This is a genomic window from Ornithinibacillus salinisoli, from assembly GCF_042684965.1.
Lineage (GTDB): Bacteria > Bacillota > Bacilli > Bacillales > Amphibacillaceae > Ornithinibacillus > Ornithinibacillus salinisoli.
Genome location: NZ_JBHUMI010000009.1, coordinates 80036 through 97002, shown reverse-complemented (window position 1 = coordinate 97002; position 16967 = coordinate 80036). Strand labels below are relative to the sequence as shown.

At 35.0% G+C, this 16967-nt stretch carries 21 protein-coding genes; 8 read left to right on the top strand and 13 right to left on the bottom strand.

What is annotated here, in order from left to right; all coding sequences use genetic code 11:
• The first annotated feature begins 126 nt into the window (after positions 1–126).
• A complete protein-coding gene (locus tag ACFSTA_RS05385; protein ID WP_377555552.1) occupies positions 127–741 on the top strand; it encodes a YhcN/YlaJ family sporulation lipoprotein in 615 nt (204 codons plus the stop codon).
• A 64-nt stretch (positions 742–805) separates the two neighbouring features.
• Here the strand turns inward: ACFSTA_RS05385 and ACFSTA_RS05380 are convergent, their stop codons facing one another.
• On the bottom strand, positions 806–1066 hold the full coding sequence (locus tag ACFSTA_RS05380) for a hypothetical protein (protein ID WP_377555550.1): 261 nt from the start codon (positions 1064–1066) through the stop codon (positions 806–808).
• 135 nt (positions 1067–1201) lie between these two features.
• Between ACFSTA_RS05380 and ACFSTA_RS05375 the strand changes: the two genes are divergently transcribed.
• Complete coding sequence (locus ACFSTA_RS05375; protein WP_377555549.1) at positions 1202–1405, top strand: YlaI family protein; 204 nt, start codon at positions 1202–1204, stop codon at positions 1403–1405.
• 65 nt (positions 1406–1470) lie between these two features.
• Here the strand turns inward: ACFSTA_RS05375 and ACFSTA_RS05370 are convergent, their stop codons facing one another.
• Positions 1471–1779, bottom strand: a complete 309-nt coding sequence (locus ACFSTA_RS05370) for a YlaH-like family protein (protein WP_377555548.1) — start codon at positions 1777–1779, stop codon at positions 1471–1473.
• A gap of 148 nt (positions 1780–1927) precedes the next feature.
• Here ACFSTA_RS05370 and ACFSTA_RS05365 point away from each other — a divergent pair, with 148 nt between their 5' ends.
• Positions 1928–2104, top strand: a complete 177-nt coding sequence (locus tag ACFSTA_RS05365) for a DUF5325 family protein (protein ID WP_377555547.1) — start codon at positions 1928–1930, stop codon at positions 2102–2104.
• A gap of 4 nt (positions 2105–2108) precedes the next feature.
• On the opposite strand, the gene ACFSTA_RS05360 is transcribed toward ACFSTA_RS05365, so the two are convergent.
• On the bottom strand, positions 2109–2918 hold the full coding sequence (locus tag ACFSTA_RS05360; protein WP_377555546.1) for an inositol monophosphatase family protein: 810 nt from the start codon (positions 2916–2918) through the stop codon (positions 2109–2111).
• 85 nt (positions 2919–3003) lie between these two features.
• Complete coding sequence (locus tag ACFSTA_RS05355; protein WP_377555545.1) at positions 3004–3195, bottom strand: hypothetical protein; 192 nt, start codon at positions 3193–3195, stop codon at positions 3004–3006.
• Positions 3196–3467: 272 nt separating this feature from the next.
• Between ACFSTA_RS05355 and ACFSTA_RS05350 the strand changes: the two genes are divergently transcribed.
• Complete coding sequence (locus ACFSTA_RS05350) at positions 3468–4082, top strand: YktB family protein (protein WP_377555544.1); 615 nt, start codon at positions 3468–3470, stop codon at positions 4080–4082.
• A gap of 36 nt (positions 4083–4118) precedes the next feature.
• On the opposite strand, the gene ACFSTA_RS05345 is transcribed toward ACFSTA_RS05350, so the two are convergent.
• The 3 genes from ACFSTA_RS05345 to ACFSTA_RS05335 form a co-directional block, all read right to left on the bottom strand.
• Positions 4119–4391, bottom strand: coding sequence for a UPF0223 family protein (locus ACFSTA_RS05345; RefSeq protein ID WP_377555543.1), 273 nt, complete (start codon positions 4389–4391; stop codon positions 4119–4121).
• Positions 4392–4405: 14 nt separating this feature from the next.
• Positions 4406–5365, bottom strand: a complete 960-nt coding sequence (locus tag ACFSTA_RS05340) for an NAD(P)H-dependent flavin oxidoreductase (RefSeq protein WP_377555542.1) — start codon at positions 5363–5365, stop codon at positions 4406–4408.
• 161 nt (positions 5366–5526) lie between these two features.
• Entirely contained in the window at positions 5527–5634 is a 108-nt protein-coding gene (locus ACFSTA_RS05335; protein WP_377555541.1) for a GapA-binding peptide SR1P, read from the bottom strand.
• 340 nt (positions 5635–5974) lie between these two features.
• Between ACFSTA_RS05335 and ACFSTA_RS05330 the strand changes: the two genes are divergently transcribed.
• On the top strand, positions 5975–6313 hold the full coding sequence (locus tag ACFSTA_RS05330) for a hypothetical protein (RefSeq protein ID WP_377555540.1): 339 nt from the start codon (positions 5975–5977) through the stop codon (positions 6311–6313).
• Between the two features lie 197 nt (positions 6314–6510).
• On the opposite strand, the gene ACFSTA_RS05325 is transcribed toward ACFSTA_RS05330, so the two are convergent.
• Complete coding sequence (locus ACFSTA_RS05325) at positions 6511–7389, bottom strand: polysaccharide deacetylase family protein (protein WP_377555538.1); 879 nt, start codon at positions 7387–7389, stop codon at positions 6511–6513.
• 195 nt (positions 7390–7584) lie between these two features.
• Here ACFSTA_RS05325 and ACFSTA_RS05320 point away from each other — a divergent pair, with 195 nt between their 5' ends.
• Positions 7585–9117, top strand: a complete 1533-nt coding sequence (locus ACFSTA_RS05320) for a glycine betaine uptake BCCT transporter (protein WP_377555537.1) — start codon at positions 7585–7587, stop codon at positions 9115–9117.
• A gap of 63 nt (positions 9118–9180) precedes the next feature.
• On the opposite strand, the gene lpdA is transcribed toward ACFSTA_RS05320, so the two are convergent.
• The 5 genes from lpdA to ACFSTA_RS05295 all read right to left on the bottom strand — a co-directional run bounded on the left by lpdA (position 9181) and on the right by ACFSTA_RS05295 (position 15301).
• Positions 9181–10587 (bottom strand): dihydrolipoyl dehydrogenase, encoded by a 1407-nt coding sequence (lpdA, locus tag ACFSTA_RS05315; RefSeq protein ID WP_377555536.1) that lies wholly within the window; start codon positions 10585–10587, stop codon positions 9181–9183.
• Positions 10588–10591: 4 nt separating this feature from the next.
• Complete coding sequence (locus ACFSTA_RS05310) at positions 10592–11866, bottom strand: dihydrolipoamide acetyltransferase family protein (protein WP_377555535.1); 1275 nt, start codon at positions 11864–11866, stop codon at positions 10592–10594.
• 14 nt (positions 11867–11880) lie between these two features.
• Positions 11881–12858 carry an alpha-ketoacid dehydrogenase subunit beta gene (locus ACFSTA_RS05305; RefSeq protein WP_377555534.1) on the bottom strand — a complete coding sequence of 326 codons (978 nt, stop codon included), beginning with the start codon at positions 12856–12858 and terminating at the stop codon, positions 11881–11883.
• Positions 12859–12861: 3 nt separating this feature from the next.
• Positions 12862–13905 carry a pyruvate dehydrogenase (acetyl-transferring) E1 component subunit alpha gene (gene pdhA, locus ACFSTA_RS05300; RefSeq protein WP_377555761.1) on the bottom strand — a complete coding sequence of 348 codons (1044 nt, stop codon included), beginning with the start codon at positions 13903–13905 and terminating at the stop codon, positions 12862–12864.
• Positions 13906–14638: 733 nt separating this feature from the next.
• Complete coding sequence (locus ACFSTA_RS05295; RefSeq protein WP_377555533.1) at positions 14639–15301, bottom strand: YkyA family protein; 663 nt, start codon at positions 15299–15301, stop codon at positions 14639–14641.
• 207 nt (positions 15302–15508) lie between these two features.
• Here ACFSTA_RS05295 and def point away from each other — a divergent pair, with 207 nt between their 5' ends.
• Together def and ACFSTA_RS05285 are read left to right on the top strand one after the other, a co-directional pair.
• Complete coding sequence (gene def, locus ACFSTA_RS05290) at positions 15509–16060, top strand: peptide deformylase (RefSeq protein ID WP_377555532.1); 552 nt, start codon at positions 15509–15511, stop codon at positions 16058–16060.
• A gap of 695 nt (positions 16061–16755) precedes the next feature.
• The gene (locus ACFSTA_RS05285; protein ID WP_377555531.1) at positions 16756–16965 is read left to right on the top strand and encodes a DNA-dependent RNA polymerase subunit epsilon; all 210 of its coding nucleotides are present in this window, start codon (positions 16756–16758) and stop codon (positions 16963–16965) included.
• Positions 16966–16967: the final 2 nt, after the last annotated feature.

Below are 16967 nucleotides of genomic sequence, written 5' to 3'. Positions count from 1 at the left end.
GGACGGTCTGTAGCTAGACCGTTTTTTTACTTGATTGATAAGGTACTTTTGATTGTATAATTTGACACTTACTACTAAGAATAACAGTAAAGTTCTACTTTTTTTAACTATTAGGAGGAGTGTCAAATGATATTTCGAATTAGTATTCTTTTTGTTAGCATATTATTAATCGCTGGATGCCAGCAAGATAATACGGAGAATTCGTTACCATCAAAAGAACAGGACCAAAATGATCGAATCGTGAATGTGAAAAACTCAGACCCTAGAGAACCACTTGAGTTATCGAATGAACAAATTGCAGATCATTTAGCAAATGTCGCAAGTGATGTTCCGGATGTAGATGATGCAGTAGCCATTGTTGCAGGACCTTATGCAGTAGTTGGAATTGATGTTCGAAAAGAGTTAGACCGGTCCCGTGTTGGTACAATAAAATATTCCGTACTTGAAGCTTTGCAACATGACCCATATGGAAAAACAGCTGTTGTTGTTGCGGATGGTGATGTAAATGAACGCATTCGATTAATGGCAGATAAAATACAACAGGGTCATCCAATTCAAGGCATAGTGGATGAAGTTTCTGCAATCGTTGGTAGATATATGCCCGATCTTCCAATTCCAGAAAACCAACCACAACAAGATGACATTAATAAAGAGATCCTTGAAGATGACAATGAAGAAAATCAACTAGATGATATCCAGAATGAACAATCCAAAAATCAAAAAGAAAAACGAGAAGAATAACATGATAAAGAGGCTATCCTATAAAGCATGAAACATGACTTTTAGGATAGCCTCTTTTCTTTATCTATTCGTTATTTTCCACGCTATCATGCTGTTGTGTATCATTGAAATAGTTAACACCGTATGATGAACCCTCTGATACCATTTTGGCATTATCTAATTGTGCTTCATTTTCACTAGAGACTTGATCTGGAATTCCAGCATTTACGATAGTAGCATTTGACTCTTGCTTCATAAAGTTATTACGGCGAACATTCTTATTCCCGATTAACATTCCTGCAACACCAGCTATACCTAATGCTGAGACAATATATCTTTTTCTCAAGTAAACCATCCTTTCGTTTACTATTTATTTACTAATACCCCTATTATTTTTAGTTTAAACTACTATTCGTATTCCTCTACCACACTTTTATATGTTATAGTTATGAATGAACACTCCTACTATAGAGGTGAAAATATGCAAGTTAAATGTGTAATATGTGACCAGGTGGAGGATATTGAAGAAAACTCGTTACAAGCAAAACGGTTAAGAAATCGTCGAATTCATATGTATTTATGCGATTCATGCTATGAAAGAGTTGGAGAAAATACGACCAAACGTCATGAAACAGGTAATTTTCGTTTGTATCGAGAAAAGAAAAAAACAAATGAATTAATCTAACCTTGACCTTATTATTTAGTTTAAACAAATAAAACCCACTACACAGAGTGGGTTTTCTCATTTCATCATTCTTTCGATTGACGTTGCAAATATAAACGAAAACGATAAATACCTAATATAAGACAAATTACAACTAAACTTTCAGCGATTGGCAACGGAGTGGATGCCCAAGCAATTGGTAGTACTATAAACATGATATTTAGGACAAATACGCCGATCGCAAGAAGAATATAGACAATAATTGACTTGAGAACAGAAAGCTTTCTAGCAAAACCTAATTTATACGCAATTGCAGCTAAAATAAAATTCACGATAAAAAATACCGAAAAAATATGATCTTCGCCAAATCGGTCCATTACAAAATCAAAAAACATATGTATCCCCCATTACAACAAAATAACTCTTTGTAATCATACTAAATTTATCTCAAATATGCTAGTTTCTTACTCCTTTTCCCACATTTTTTGTAAATTGCAAGGAAACATTATATACTTTACATATAGAAAGTCGAGGTGGATCAGCATGAAAAACATGAACATTCCAATGTTTTTATTGGCTGTAGTAGTAATCCTTTTATTCTTAGCGGTTGGAGTGGCTATTGCATTCCGAAGTGTCGGATTTATTCTCTTATTTTTGTTCCTAGGTTTTATTGTGATGGGCTTGGGTATTTCATTAAAAAGGAAAAAAGTGACTTCCTAATAAGTCACTTTTTTCCTACTTGAATATATTCCTGTATTAACTGATCATGTATAGCAGGATGGCAAGTCATAACCGAATTCTTCTCTAAAATATGAAGTGGTTTTCCCTCAATATTTGTGGATACCCCTCCGACCTCATTCACAATCACCATTCCGGCTGCAATATCCCAAGGTGAAAGACTTATTGCTAAGTAACCGTCCAAAATTCCTTCTGCGACGAAAGCAAATTCAAGAGCAGCGGATCCATATGACCTTGTTCCGCGTATTTTTCTGACAAGACGCTGCATTTCTGTCCCTTCAACAAGTCTATTATCACATAGCCAGTAATGATTTAATCCGAGCATGGATTTCTCTAAGGTTAAACGTTCTTTTAATTTTGGCAACTTCACATCATTTCGAAATGCCCCCTGAGTTCGTTTTGCACTGTAAAGCACATCGTCAATCACATTATAGATTAACCCAATTTCCCCTACTCCATCATGGTAAATACCAACTGAAATAGCGAAGTTTCTTTTTTGTTGTACAAAATTCATTGTCCCATCGATTGGATCAATAATCCATATCGTTCCGTCCATTGATGTTACATCATCGCCATACCCTTCTTCACTCAGCACTAAATGATTAGGATACTCTTGTTTAATTCGCTGAACAAAAAAGTATTCAATAGCTTTATCCATTTGTGTAACTAAATCCTTTGCATCCGACTTTGTATCGATAGTTAAAGGATCGTTTATTTTATTGCGAATTATTTCACCAGCTTCTTCTACCCACTTTTTTGCTTGGTGAAATAATTCATCTCGAGTGTCTTCATCCATATTATTTCCTCCATATTTTTCGTGTTATATTATATAGCTTATCAAATTCAAGATATCTAGTCATATTTTATGAAGGAATATGGATTTATTTATTTTCAAGTTTAATTAATTGTCTTCTTAGTTGTTCTAGCCGTTCTTTTGTTTTTATTATTAGAACTGTATCATCTGCCTGTAATGCATCATAAAGTGTTAATAGTTCATAATCAATTTCCATACGAATTACAGGGAGTTTTTCACGTTCTTCTTCTAATCTTAAGGTTTCAAGTACATATTTCAAAATGATCCACGCCCTTTCCTAACATTTTCTAAAGTGGATAATAAATGAATGAATACAATATGATTTTGACCATAATAATTATATTTTCTTTATATATATGAGTTTTTTCCATTTTCGTTCAATTATTTACGAAATTTTAGTCTCTAGTTGATGTCCTTCAAGGTACTATAAAAATTTTGGTTTGAACAGAATATTTGGAACTTCATTGTAATGCTTGACTGATTATCAATTTTAATTAATAATTATTATTAATTACTGAAAGGATGATACAGTTGACATTTCAAGGGTTTAACAAAAACGATTTTAATACATTTACTATAGATGGTTTGGATGAAAGAATGGAATCAATTCAAACAAACATTCAACCGAAGTTTCAGGAATTAGGATCAGAATTAGTAGATTTTCTTTCTGCACAATTAGGCAATGAAATGTACTTACATATAGCAAAACACGCTAGAAGAACAGTAAATCCACCAAAAGATACTTGGCTAGCAATTGCAAATAATAAACGTGGATATAAAAAGCATCCGCATTTTCAAGTTGGTTTGTTTGATGATCATGTATTTATTTGGCTTGCACTTATCTATGAATTAGATCATAAAAAAGAAATTGCTAATGAATTTGTAACTAGTTTTAAGGAACTAAAAAAACTACCAGATGATTATGTTGTATCATTAGATCATACGAAAAAAGATGCATTCGCATTACAAGATCTAGAATTGAAGCATGTGGAAAGGTTTAGAGATATTAAAAAAGCAGAGTTTCTTATTGGGAGACATTTTTCACCAGTAGATAAAACGGTTACCAACGGTGATTTATTTATTGAAAAGGTGAAGGAAACGTATCAAACGTTAATACCTTTTTATCAAAAAGCACTCCAAGCATGAACAAATTAAAGCACCAACTCTATATTGAGTTGGTGCTTATTTCATCTTAATATTTTGTGCTTCTTTATTCTCTATTGCTTTTTTAACTGCATGATAACTCGAATAACCTGATTCATTTTCAAAATCCGTAAAAAATTGCTTTTCCTCACTTTTAGAAGGAACTATCTGTTTAAATTTTCGGTATGCACTCATTAATTGTTCCCGACTGACTCCTCTTTCGTACGCCTGCTCAATCAACGAAAAAAATTGTACGACATCAATTACCTCTTGCTTGGTCCAACTTATATCAAATGGATATTGGTAGTTCACGTTATTAGTACACCTCACTTTACATATTTCTGTTTAATTAATTCTGCTTCTTCTATCATCTTTTGAAATAATTCTTGTACAGTTGGTACACTATCTATTCTCGCTGCACCTTGTCCAGACCATCCAAATCCATGTGTACGATCTCCTTCAATAATATATTGCTTATTTGCTTTCCCACTTATGTAATTTTTCAGAGATTCGTACCCTTTATTCTTTTTCTCTATTTCCAATATTTGATCTGTCCATGGATTCTTTAAGGCTCGTGCAGGTGTTCCTATTGAACGTTTAATCACTACTGTAGAATTTTCATCTGCATGTAAAATATCGTTTTTATAATTTGCATGAGCATCAACACACTCTTTTGTAGCAATGAATCTAGTTCCCATTTCGATACCTTCAGCACCGAGAGCTAACGCTGCCATTAATCCACGGCCATCAACAATTCCACCCGAAGCAATAACCGGAATCGATACATGGTCAACTACTTGTGGTGTAAGTACAAACGTTCCAATATCACCACGCCCTAAATGTCCTCCACCTTCTTGACCAACTACCATTACTGCATCCGCACCTAATTCTTCCGCCTTTTCTGCTTGTCTTTTTGCAGCAACTAATACAAGTGTCTTTATACCATGGGGTTGTACCATATCTAATACCCCTTTAGGGTTTCCTCCAGTTACTGAAATCACTGGAACTTGTTCATCAATTGCAACTTGAACCATATCTTCATAGGCACGGCCATGCTGACCGATAGCATAGTTAACCCCAAAAGGGTTATTTGTTAATTTTCTAACCTTCTGAATCTCTCGCCTTAATTGATCTGGATTTTGTAAACTCATCGCTGTAATTTGTCCTAGTCCACCTGCATTTGAAACGGCAGCAGCAAGATCTGCATATGCTAGATAGGCAAGCCCACCTTGGATGATTGGATATTCAATATGTAATAACTCAGTTACTTTTGTATTCCAGCCCATATACTTCTCCCCCAATTAAAGTAAAGTTATTGTTAATTTATCCTATCATTGATTTATTCAAGTTGGCTATTATTTTGACCTTCGACAAATTTGATTACAAAAAATAACCGCAGTAAGAAATACTGCGGTTAAAAGTAGGGTATGAAATACTTACAATCCCATTATTTATTTGATTTACAAGTTGGACATGTACTATAAATCGTTGTCACTTTTTCCTCATCATAGTAATCAATAACTTTCTGACAATCTTGACAAACTATTGTGCCCATGTGTGGCCCAACTCCCTTATCATTAATTATGTTACCTTATTTATATTATAGTATGACATAATTAATTTTTCAATAGTAATTAGTGTAACATTTTAAAAAGTGTTTTCACATGGTTTGTTACAATTAAAATAACTTGCGAAGTAACTTATCCAAATTGCTCCCTAGTTACAATTGTGATGTAACATTGCGTTCCAAACAAAGTTTTCATTATAATAGCCTGCTTTATAAAATATTGTGGGTTTTGACTATAAAAAGGACGTTATGGAATTTTATGTTAAAATAAGAAGTATGTTATACAACTGGCAGGATTATGGAACAAAATAAAAGGGGGAAATTCCTAATGTCAAAAAGCAAGGTATTCTTCATTATTGCAATTTTATTTTTCACTTTGATAGGTTGTTCCCAGAATAAGGATGGAATATTTATTGAAGGGAACATAACAGAAATTGACGAAGAAATTGGGGATATTGAAGTTAAAGGACGAATGACAATTAGCGAAACAGTATCTTCTACAGATTCATTTGAAATTGAAAAGGAGTCAATGTCACAAACTATTCGAGTTTCAAATCCAGAAGACTATAAAGTAGGGCAAAAAGTAAAGGTTAATGTTATCAAAAATTATGATGAAGACATCTGGGATTTAGATAGATTGAAATTTGAAGTAGAAGAAGTAAATTAGAATATATTCTACGTAGGGGGTAATTATGTAATAAGCAGATACGTTTTTTACTAAAGGAGAAGGATTGTGGAAGATAAAGAGGGTATGCGGAAGGTCTCTATTAATTAAACTTTTAGGGGGAGCTATGAGGCGCTTACCAGTACTTGTTATCACATCTAAAAAAGTCAGCGGTATTCCACTGACTTTTGTTATTGATACTATTTAACGGTTTGAATTAAATGGGGATCAAGAATTTCGTAACCTTGTTCTCTTAATCCAATTACAATATCCTCTAATGCCTCATTGGTCCATTCTCTGTCATGCATTAATAAATTTGCTCCTGGTTTTAATAAGGAATAAGGTACATCAACTTCAGGACCTTCTCCAGTAACCATTGCTGTTGTCAATTTGTCTGCCTCCATATATGGAGTAAAATAATCGTAACCATATGTCCAATTCATAACAACCATTTCTTCATCCTCGGCAGCTTGCATCGAAAAATCAGTATTTGCACCATTAGGCGCTCTAAAAAAGGATGGACGTTCACCGATTATTTCTTCCAATTCATCATTTAATTGTACCAATTCTTTTTGTTGTTCTTCATTTGTTAAATCAGGTAAAAAGGCATGGCTATACGTATGATTTCCAATGACAAAACCCATATCATGAATCTGTTTAAGTATTTCTTTTTCTTCTGGTGTATCTAAAAAATGACCATTAACAAAAAAGATTGCACCGGCATCTAATTGTTTTAAGGTTTGAGCCATTTCTAACGCATATTTATCAGGAGCATCATCAATGGTTAACAATACCACGTTTTCATTAGTTCCTTCTACGATTGGTTCAACTGACCAATTTTCACTAATCTTATATTTAGCTTTAACAACCAGGTCCTCTTCTCGTTGATCTTCATCCTCTATTTCTTCTAATTCTTCTTCCTTTTCAGCTCGATCCGATTCTTCCTCTATTTCCACTTCCTCTTGCTGTTCTTTTGTCTCTTCGCCAACATGTTCATCTGAGTCTGATTCATCACCGTTTGTACAGGCACTGAGCATAATTAATAATATAACACCGATATAAAACACTGTTTTTTTCACTGGTATTCCTCCTGCTGTTATTTTTATATAGTCACCTTCAGTTTAGTTTAGCTTGTCCGAGTTGACAAGACTAAAAGTACTGATTTAAAAATCATGGAATTATAAAGCCTTTAAATGGAAATAGTAAGAACAGAATTGATATAATACCTTAGTGTCATTTGGAAAAAACAAGTATAGACAGAAGGGATTTTTGTAATGAAACGAGTTTCTAATGTGTTTTATATCTCTGCAATTGTTGCAGTTTTGTTTGTCGTATGGGGTTTAATACCTGAAAGTATTTTACCCAATGGAAATCTTGATGATGTTACAACACTTATTCAAGGGTACATAGTAGATAAATTTGGATGGTTCTATTTATTTAGTGCAACAGGGTTTCTCATTTTTGCTATCTATTTGATTTTTTCTAAATATGGACAGATTAAGCTAGGAAGGCCAGGAGATGAACCTGAATACTCCTACATTACATGGTTTGCGATGTTGTTTAGCGCCGGAATGGGAATAGGTTTAGTATTTTGGGGCGCAGCAGAACCATTATCACATTTTTATTCACCACCATATGGAGAAGCAGAAACAAATGAGGCAGCAAAAACCGCAATGCAATATAGTTTTTTCCACTGGGGATTTCATCCATGGGCTATATATGCAACAATAGCATTAGCATTAGCTTATTTTAAGTTTCGGAAACAATCACCTGGTGTAGTAAGTGCCATATTGGAACCGTTATTTGGTGATAAAATTAAGGGTCGCTGGGGTACGCTTGTCGATACAATAGTAGTTTTTGCGACTGTTTTCGGGGTCGCCACCTCGCTTGGATTTGGAGCAATTCAAATCAGTGGTGGCTTATCATTTGTCTTTGGATTTGACCAAACATTCCTGTTTCAATTAATCATTATACTAATAGTAACCGTATTGTATATGATTTCTGCATCTACCGGATTAAACAAGGGTATTAAATATTTAAGTAATGCAAATATTGTACTTGCCATAAGTTTAATGTTATTCCTGTTATTTTTAGGACCAACTAAATTCATTATGAATATGTTCACAACTACATTCGGAACATATATTCAAAACCTACCAAGCATGAGCTTACGAATGACACCCTTTGATACAGATAATCTAGATTGGATAAAAGGGTGGACCATATTTTATTGGGCATGGTGGATTTCATGGGCGCCTTTTGTAGGAACATTCATCGCTCGAGTTTCTAGAGGGAGAACAATTAGAGAATTTGTTACCGGGGTGTTATTAGTTCCCACTATTTTTGGAGCACTTTGGTTCTCAGTATTTGGTGGATCAGCAATTAACTTGGATTTCTTTGAAAAAGCAAATATTATGGAACATGTAAATAACTCCGGCACTGAAGCTGCATTATTTGCGGTGTTAGAGCATTACCCATTAGGTATGATCATGTCACTCATTGCCATTTTATTGATCAGTACATTCTTTATTACTTCCGCAGACTCTGCTACCTTTGTTCTCGGCATGCAGACAACTAACGGAAGTCTTTATCCAGCTAATCAGGTAAAATTATTTTGGGGAGTAATTCAATCAAGCGCTGCAGCTGTATTGCTATGGCAAGGTGGGCTAGAAGCATTACAAACTGCTGCAATTATTGTAGCACTACCTTTTACAATCATTATGATTTTAATTGTGTTGTCCTTATTAAAATCGTTCAAAGCGGAAAAGAAAGAAATGGATGCAAGAGTTAAAAAAGGCAATAGATGATCATTTATTCATAGAAAAAGAGTTGTACGGTACCTCCGCACAACTCTTTTTTATATTTTCAACTTATAACATATGAATTGGAGTACCTAAAGCTACTTCAGCAGCCTCCATTGTAATTTCACCTAAAGTTGGATGTGCATGGATTGTAAGTGCAAGATCTTCTGCAGTCATACCAGCTTCTACAGCTAGCCCTACTTCAGAAATCATATCACTTGCATTAGGTCCAGCAATTTGACCACCTAGAACAAGTCCATCCTCTTTACGTGTAACAAGTTTTAAGAATCCGTCACTATTATTTAACGATAATGCACGGCCATTAGCTGCAAATGGGAATTTAGCAACTTTCACTTCATAACCAGCTTCTTTTGCTTCTGCTTCACTCATACCAACAGTCGCTAATTCAGGTTCCGTAAATGCTACAGCAGGAATACCGATATAATCAATTTCAGATTTCTCGCCACTAATTGCTTCTGCTGCAATTTTACCTTCATAAGAAGCTTTGTGTGCAAGTGGAGGTCCATCAACAATATCACCGATTGCATAGATATTATCTACATTAGTGCGACATTGTTTATCCACTTTTACAAGACCACGGTCTGTCATTTCAATACCAACTTGCTCTAATCCAATTTCTTCTGTATTAGGGCGACGACCAACCGTAACTAATACATAGTCAGCCTCAACTGTTTCCTCTTTGCCTTTAGCTTCATACGTAACTTTCACGCCATCTTTTGTTTCTTCTACACCTTTAGCCATCGCTTCTGTAATGATGGTAGCACCTTTTTTCTTCAAGCGCTTTTTAACTAGTTGTGTCATTTGTTTTTCGAAGCCACTTAGAATGTCTTTTGCACCCTCAAGGAAAACAACTTCTGTACCGAAGTTAGCATACGCTGAACCAAGTTCACTACCAACATATCCAGCACCGATAACAACCATCTTTTTCGGAATTTCGTCTAAGTTTAATGCACCAGTTGAATCTAGTACACGATCAGAAAACTTAAATGTTGGGATTTCGATTGGTGATGAACCTGTTGCAATAATACAGTTATTAAATGTATAGGTTTGAGAGTTTTTATCATCCATCACTTTAGCCGTATTTTTATCTACAAAGTAAACTTCACCACTAACGATATCTACTTTATTTCCTTTTAAAAGTCCTTCCACACCAGAAGTTAATTTATTTACTACTGAAGCTTTCCATTCTTGGACTTTAGAGAAATCTACAGAAACCTTTTCCGTAGAGATACCAAGATCAGCACTTCCATGTGCATTTTCTACTTGGTGACCTGCTTGAATTAATGCTTTTGAAGGAATACATCCAACATTCAAGCAAACTCCACCTAGAGAACCTTTATCAACAATCGTAACTTTTTGTCCCAGTTGTGCAGCACGTATAGCAGCTACATAGCCACCAGGACCCGCTCCAACAACTAATGTGTCTAATTCAATTGGGAAATCTCCTACTACCATAACCTTACGCCTCCATCATGATTAATTGTGGATCACTCAATAAACGCTTGATTTGATTTAGGGCATGCTGAGCTGTAGCACCGTCAACAATACGGTGATCGAAGCTCAATGATAATGCAAGTACTGGAGCAACAACAATTTCTCCATCACGTACGATTGGCTTTTCAGCAATACGGCCAATACCTAAAATTGCAGCTTCTGGATAATTAATAACCGGAGTAAACCATTGTCCGCCAGCTGATCCAATATTCGTAATTGTACTTGATGCACCTTTCATCTCTTCAGGGCTAAGTTTACCACTTCTTGCCTTATCTGCCAATTCATTGATTTCTGATGATATTGTGAAAATGGACTTACGATCGGCATCTTTTACAACTGGTACTAGTAAACCTTTTTCTGTATCTGCTGCAATACCAATATTGTAATAATGTTTTTGAACAATTTCATCCGTTGCATCGTCAATTGAAGCATTTAGTATTGGGAATTGTCTCAATGCAGATACAATTGCTTTAACAACGTATGGCAAGTAAGTTAATTTAATTTCTTGCTCTGCTGCAACAGCTTTAAATTTCTTGCGATGTGCTACTAACTCAGTTACATCTACTTCATCAAGTAATGTTACGTGAGGTGCTTTTGTTTTCGAATTAACCATTGCTTTAGCAATAGATTTACGAATCGCACTCATTTTCTCACGTGTTTCAGGATAGTCGCCTGCTGGTACAGTTGGTGCTGCAGTCTTTGCAGTAGTATCTTCTTGTACTGGTTCTTCAGCAGTTTCAGAAGCTTCAGTTGGTTGACCACCATTTAAGTAGCTGTCAATATCTTCTTTGACAATACGTCCATTTCTTCCAGATCCAGATACTTGGCGAATATTTACGTTATTATCACGAGCATATTTACGAACAGATGGCATTGCGATCACACGTTTATCATCTGCTTGCTCATCCATTGTTTGTTCGGTATCTGCTTTAGGTGATTCCGTCGGTGCTTGCTCCTGTTTTTCTTCCGTTTCTGGAGTTTCATCACCTTCATCTTCATAACCTTCTGCATCAAAAGATATAAGGCTGTCACCTACGACAGCGACTGTTCCCTCTTCTACATGTAATTTCGTAACTTTACCCTCAACTGGAGATGGGATTTCAACGACAGCTTTATCATTTTGCACCTCACAAAGTACGTCATCTTCTTTTATTTCATCGCCTTCTTTTACAAACCATTTAACGATTTCACCTTCGTGAATTCCTTCACCTATATCCGGCAATTTAAATACAAATGCCATTATACTACCTCCTTTTAGAAATTCATTACGTTGTTTACTTTTTCTACGATGTCTTTATGATTTGGTAGCCATACTTCTTCTGCTTCAGAGAATGAGTATACTGTATCTGGTGCTGTAACACGTAAAATTGGTGCTTCCAGATGTAAAATTGCTCGTTCTTGAATTTCTGCAGTGATATGGGCTGCCATACCTGCTTGACGTTGTGCTTCTTGAACAATAACAACACGATTTGTTTTCTTAACTGATTCTACAATTGTTTCCGTATCAATTGGTGATACTGTACGTAAATCAATAACTTCGACGCTAACTCCATCTTTTTCAAGTTCTTCAGCTGCTTTCAATGAAGCATGAACCATTGCTCCATAAGTAACGATTGTAACGTCTTTACCTTCTCGTTTTACATCAGCTTTCCCTAATTCAATCGTATATTCCTCTTCAGGCACTTCTCCTCGGAATGAACGATAAAGCTTCATATGTTCTAAGAAAATTACTGGATCATTATCACGGATTGAAGATATTAATAATCCTTTCGCATCATAAGGAGTGGAAGGTATAACAACTTTAAGACCTGGTTGTTGTGCAACTAACCCCTCTAATGAGTCCGCATGAAGTTCAGGAGTATGTACTCCCCCACCAAAAGGTGATCGAACAGTAATTGGAGATGTATGAGTACCACCTGAACGGTAACGCATACGTGCCATTTGTCCATTAATAGAGTCCATTACTTCATAAACAAAGCCGAAGAACTGAATCTCTGGTACTGGACGAAAGCCCTGTAAACCAAGACCAATAGCTAAGCCACCAATTCCAGATTCAGCTAATGGCGTGTCAAATACACGATCTTCCCCAAATTCTTTTTGCAGGCCTTCTGTAGCACGGAAAACCCCACCATTTTGGCCAACATCTTCACCAAATACAAGCACATTTTCATCATTTTTAAGTTCTGTGCGCATTGCTTCGGTGATTGCTTGAATCATTGTCATTTGTGCCATGATTTACTTCGACTCCTTTGCTTTGTATTCTTCCATTTGCTCTTGAAGATTTACTGGAAGTTCCTCATACATATTTGAAATTAAATCAGTTACTTTTTGTTTAGGATATTTATCTGCTTCTTTAATAGCGTTTTTAATTTCTTCTTTTGCTTCCTCAATTACTTTATTCTCTTCTTCTTCAGACCAGAGTTTTTTACCCTCTAAGTATTTCCGGAAACGTACTAATGGATCTTTTTTCTCCCACTCCGAATCCATTTCAGATGTACGGTAGCGTGTTGGGTCATCTCCAGCCATAGTATGTGGACCATAACGATATGTCATCAATTCAAGTAACATTGGTCCCTCCCCGTTAATTGCACGATCACGAGCATGCTTCGTTGCTGCGTAAACAGCAAGTACATCCATTCCATCTACTTGAAGGCCTTCAATACCAGCTGCGACTCCTTTTTGTGCTAAAGTTTTCGCTGCTGTTTGCTTTTCACGAGGAACAGAAATTGCGAAACCATTATTTTGCACAACGAAAATACAGTTAGCACCATAAGCCCCAGCAAAGTTAATTCCTTCATAGAAATCACCTTGAGAAGTTCCGCCGTCACCAGTATACGTAATTGCTACTGCTTTTTTACCGCGTATTTTCATACCCAAACCAACACCTGCAGCTTGAACATATTGTGCACCAATAATAATTTGAGGGCTTAATGCATGTACACCTTCAGGCATTTGATTTCCATGGAAATGTCCTCTTGAGAATAAGAAAGCTTGATATAATGGAAGGCCATGCCAAATTAATTGTGGTACATCACGATACCCAGGTAATATAAAATCTTCTTTTTCAAGAGCAAAATGACTTCCTAATTGAGATGCTTCTTGACCAGCAGTAGGAGCGTAAAAACCTAAGCGTCCTTGACGGTTTAATGCAATAGAGCGTTGATCTAGAATGCGCGTATAAACCATTCTCTTCATAAGCTCTTTTAATTCTTCATCTGATAAATCAGGTAAGTATTCCTTATTTACTATTTTCCCATCTTCGTTAAGAATCTGGAACATTTCGAACTGACTTTCCACACTTTCAAGTACGTGTTTCAAAATAGTTCACCTCTTCCTTTCTTCTATCCTTTTATATTATCTTTTCTAGCCTTCCCAAAACGTTAGAAAATCTGTACCTATTTTCCATTTTTTTGTACATTTTTCACGCAAAATCAAAATTATAGATAATGACACCAAAAAACTGTTACATAATCATCAAGAAAAATACTGGTACAATTTTTAATACACTTAAAGTTTAGCTCATGATGTTCCGATCGGTCAACTAGTTTGTTTTACGATTTATTATTTTTTTGTTACTGTTTTACGGAAATAGATACAGATCATCCACATTATAGTAAGCTGTTATAATTTGTTATTGAAACTGTATTATTCAATCAAAAAAAGGCTGCCCATATGTCGTGTTTCACGACATATGGGTAGCCCCCTTTTCTTCTTGAAGTATAATTATGTATCCAATAATAAGTTGGTGTAGATTACCGTACCGACAGACGCTTTCCATGAGTATGGGTATCATCTATTTCACTCGCATCTTGCCGAATCTTCCCTTACGTACTGTTCTCGCTAGATAATAAAAGCTTCGACAACATGGCATCGCACATAGAAACAATTAGAAATATGAGTTTGCCTAGCTTTCTCTTTTTCTCTATTAAGTTACAAAAGAACCACCAAAGCTTTATTACTTTGATGGTTCTTCCAATTAAAATGTTTTTGGTACAGCCTCTCTAGCTCGGATTTAATTTTTGTTGTCATAGGTAACATTTATATCTGCTACATCATAATATTCTTTCTTTAGTTGGTTATAATCAGAAGTGTAGGTGTTAAAAGTTTCATTTGCTTCAATCACAACTTGATAACTTTCATTTATCTTATCAATATGGGCTGTTAACGTTTCCTGATCCATCTCATCCTTTTGTAACATCTCATACAGTTCTCTTTCTAAATTCAATGAGTTAATATAAGCTTCGTAGAGTATTCCATATGCATCATACCGTTCCATCATCACTTCATACATATTTTCTGCTTTATCTTTTACTGTTTCATCATCAATTTCATTAATTAATGATTCTGCCTTTTCAAACTCAACACGTGATTCATCAATGCTATTTTTTTCGATCTCAATCTTATCTGCTCTCTCATCAATAACAGTAGTCGCCTCAACGGACAATTCTTTAATTGTGTCAAAATCATCCATGCCTAATTCAATGATCTTTTCATAAATCTCTTGTTCTTTCTTTTCCAGATTATTGATGGCGGTTTGTTGATCTTCAAAGCCCTTTTCAAGACTTACAGCCTCTTCCAAATGATTATATATTTGTGTATCAACAGACTCTCCGCATGCTGTTAACACAAAAAAAGTACTCATTATAAGTGGAAATATAATTTTCTTTAACGTCATGCAGCATCTTCTCCTCTTCATAGCTGTTCAAATTAATTAAATATGTTTCATAATTAGTTCAAGTATAACATAAATAGGACTAGTAACGAATAAAAATTTATTAGCTTGTTTAATGCAAATCTATGATTTACTTAGATGGTTTATGATAAACTTATGAATTGATACACATACAGGAATTCATATTGAAAAAGTTTGGAGTGACAAGAAATGATAATGATGGACGACATTGTACGAGAAGGCCACCCATCACTAAGAGAAGTTGCAGGTGAAGTACTACTTCCACCATCAGAGGAGGAATTAGAACTCTTAAATGATATGCTAACTTATCTAAAAAATAGTCAAGATGAAAAAGTCTGTTCAAAATATAACTTACGTCCTGGCGTAGGTTTAGCAGCACCTCAACTAGGCGTATCGAAACGGATGGTTGCTTTACATTTTGAAGATCTCAACGGGAAATTATACAGTTACGGATTACTCAACCCTAAAATAGTAAGTCATTCTGTAGAGAAAGCTTATTTAACTGCTGGTGAAGGGTGTCTTTCCGTTGATCGTAATGTAGAAGGTTATGTACCACGCTATGCAAGAATCACAGTAACAGCAACTGATTTAGATGGTAATAAATTAAAATTACGTTTAAGAGATTATGCTGCTATTGTTTTTCAGCATGAGGTAGACCACTTAAACGGAATTATGTTCTATGATCACATAAACGATGATAACCCCTATGCAATTCCAGAAAATGCTAAAGCTATTGAATAAAAACAACAGCTATCCTTCAGCTGTTGTTTTTTTATCTAGTAACTTCATTATTAGCGAATGTATAAGAAATGAATGTAGGTAAAAAATATACATACAAGTAATATATTATAGTTAGTTTTTACATGTCATTAAAAACCAGTTAAAAAAAAGTTTTTTCATATAAGAGGGATTTTTATTCCAATATTTCTAAAATCGTACTATACTATAGTTAAGAGGGATTGGATCGGTAGAACGTTTTTCGCTTTTCTTGAATTCGCTGAAAGGAGTTGTAGTCCAAAATGTTAAAACGCCTAAAAGAAAAGCTAAAAAAACGCTGGAAGGATTTTTTAGGCCAAGGACGTGTACCCACAACTTATAAAGACTAAGTGATTCAAAATGGTGGTGCAGCTGTTTGAAGCTGCACCAATATTATCTACCGCTTACGAGAAACATTCTAGAATAACTACCAATTCGGAATGAACCAATCACAATATAATTGTGGGATCTATGTATATTTAATAGAAAGTTACGGGAAAATTGTTTAAGATAATCATGTATTATGGAGCGGAACTAAAAATGATACAAACATAGTTACGTTATAGCAAATAATGCATAACCTTTTTTAAGTAATGCCAAAAACATAATACATATCAGATTGTTTTACGATTAAAATGGATGGTATTATAAAGAAATAAACATAACTAAGGAGAGATGAAATGATTTACAAAGTACTATATCAAGAATCATCGTACGAAGTTCCAGTACGTGAACGCACAAAAAGCCTTTATATTGAGGCAGGATCTAAAAAAGCAGTTAGAAGAAATTTGAGTGATCGCAATTATAACATTGAGTTTATTCAGGAGCTTAATGAATCACATTTAGATTATGAAAAACAAGACGAAAATTTTACGACGGAGAATGTATAGAC

Bases quoted from the DNA above. Each gene is read 5' to 3' on its own strand.
- ACFSTA_RS05385 (WP_377555552.1), top strand. From the start codon at position 127: ATGATATTTCGAATTAGTATTCTTTTTGTTAGCATATTATTAATCGCT.
- ACFSTA_RS05375 (WP_377555549.1), top strand. From the start codon at position 1,202: ATGCAAGTTAAATGTGTAATATGTGACCAGGTGGAGGATATTGAAGAA.
- ACFSTA_RS05370 (WP_377555548.1), bottom strand. From the start codon at position 1,779: ATGTTTTTTGATTTTGTAATGGACCGATTTGGCGAAGATCATATTTTT.
- ACFSTA_RS05365 (WP_377555547.1), top strand. From the start codon at position 1,928: ATGAAAAACATGAACATTCCAATGTTTTTATTGGCTGTAGTAGTAATC.
- ACFSTA_RS05360 (WP_377555546.1), bottom strand. From the start codon at position 2,918: ATGGATGAAGACACTCGAGATGAATTATTTCACCAAGCAAAAAAGTGG.
- ACFSTA_RS05340 (WP_377555542.1), bottom strand. From the start codon at position 5,365: ATGGGCTGGAATACAAAAGTAACTGAGTTATTACATATTGAATATCCA.
- ACFSTA_RS05335 (WP_377555541.1), bottom strand. From the start codon at position 5,634: ATGGGCACAATAGTTTGTCAAGATTGTCAGAAAGTTATTGATTACTAT.
- ACFSTA_RS05330 (WP_377555540.1), top strand. From the start codon at position 5,975: ATGTCAAAAAGCAAGGTATTCTTCATTATTGCAATTTTATTTTTCACT.
- ACFSTA_RS05320 (WP_377555537.1), top strand. From the start codon at position 7,585: ATGAAACGAGTTTCTAATGTGTTTTATATCTCTGCAATTGTTGCAGTT.
- lpdA (WP_377555536.1), bottom strand. From the start codon at position 10,587: ATGGTAGTAGGAGATTTCCCAATTGAATTAGACACATTAGTTGTTGGA.
- ACFSTA_RS05310 (WP_377555535.1), bottom strand. From the start codon at position 11,866: ATGGCATTTGTATTTAAATTGCCGGATATAGGTGAAGGAATTCACGAA.
- ACFSTA_RS05305 (WP_377555534.1), bottom strand. From the start codon at position 12,858: ATGGCACAAATGACAATGATTCAAGCAATCACCGAAGCAATGCGCACA.
- pdhA (WP_377555761.1), bottom strand. From the start codon at position 13,905: ATGTTCCAGATTCTTAACGAAGATGGGAAAATAGTAAATAAGGAATAC.
- ACFSTA_RS05295 (WP_377555533.1), bottom strand. From the start codon at position 15,301: ATGACGTTAAAGAAAATTATATTTCCACTTATAATGAGTACTTTTTTT.
- def (WP_377555532.1), top strand. From the start codon at position 15,509: ATGATAATGATGGACGACATTGTACGAGAAGGCCACCCATCACTAAGA.
- ACFSTA_RS05285 (WP_377555531.1), top strand. From the start codon at position 16,756: ATGATTTACAAAGTACTATATCAAGAATCATCGTACGAAGTTCCAGTA.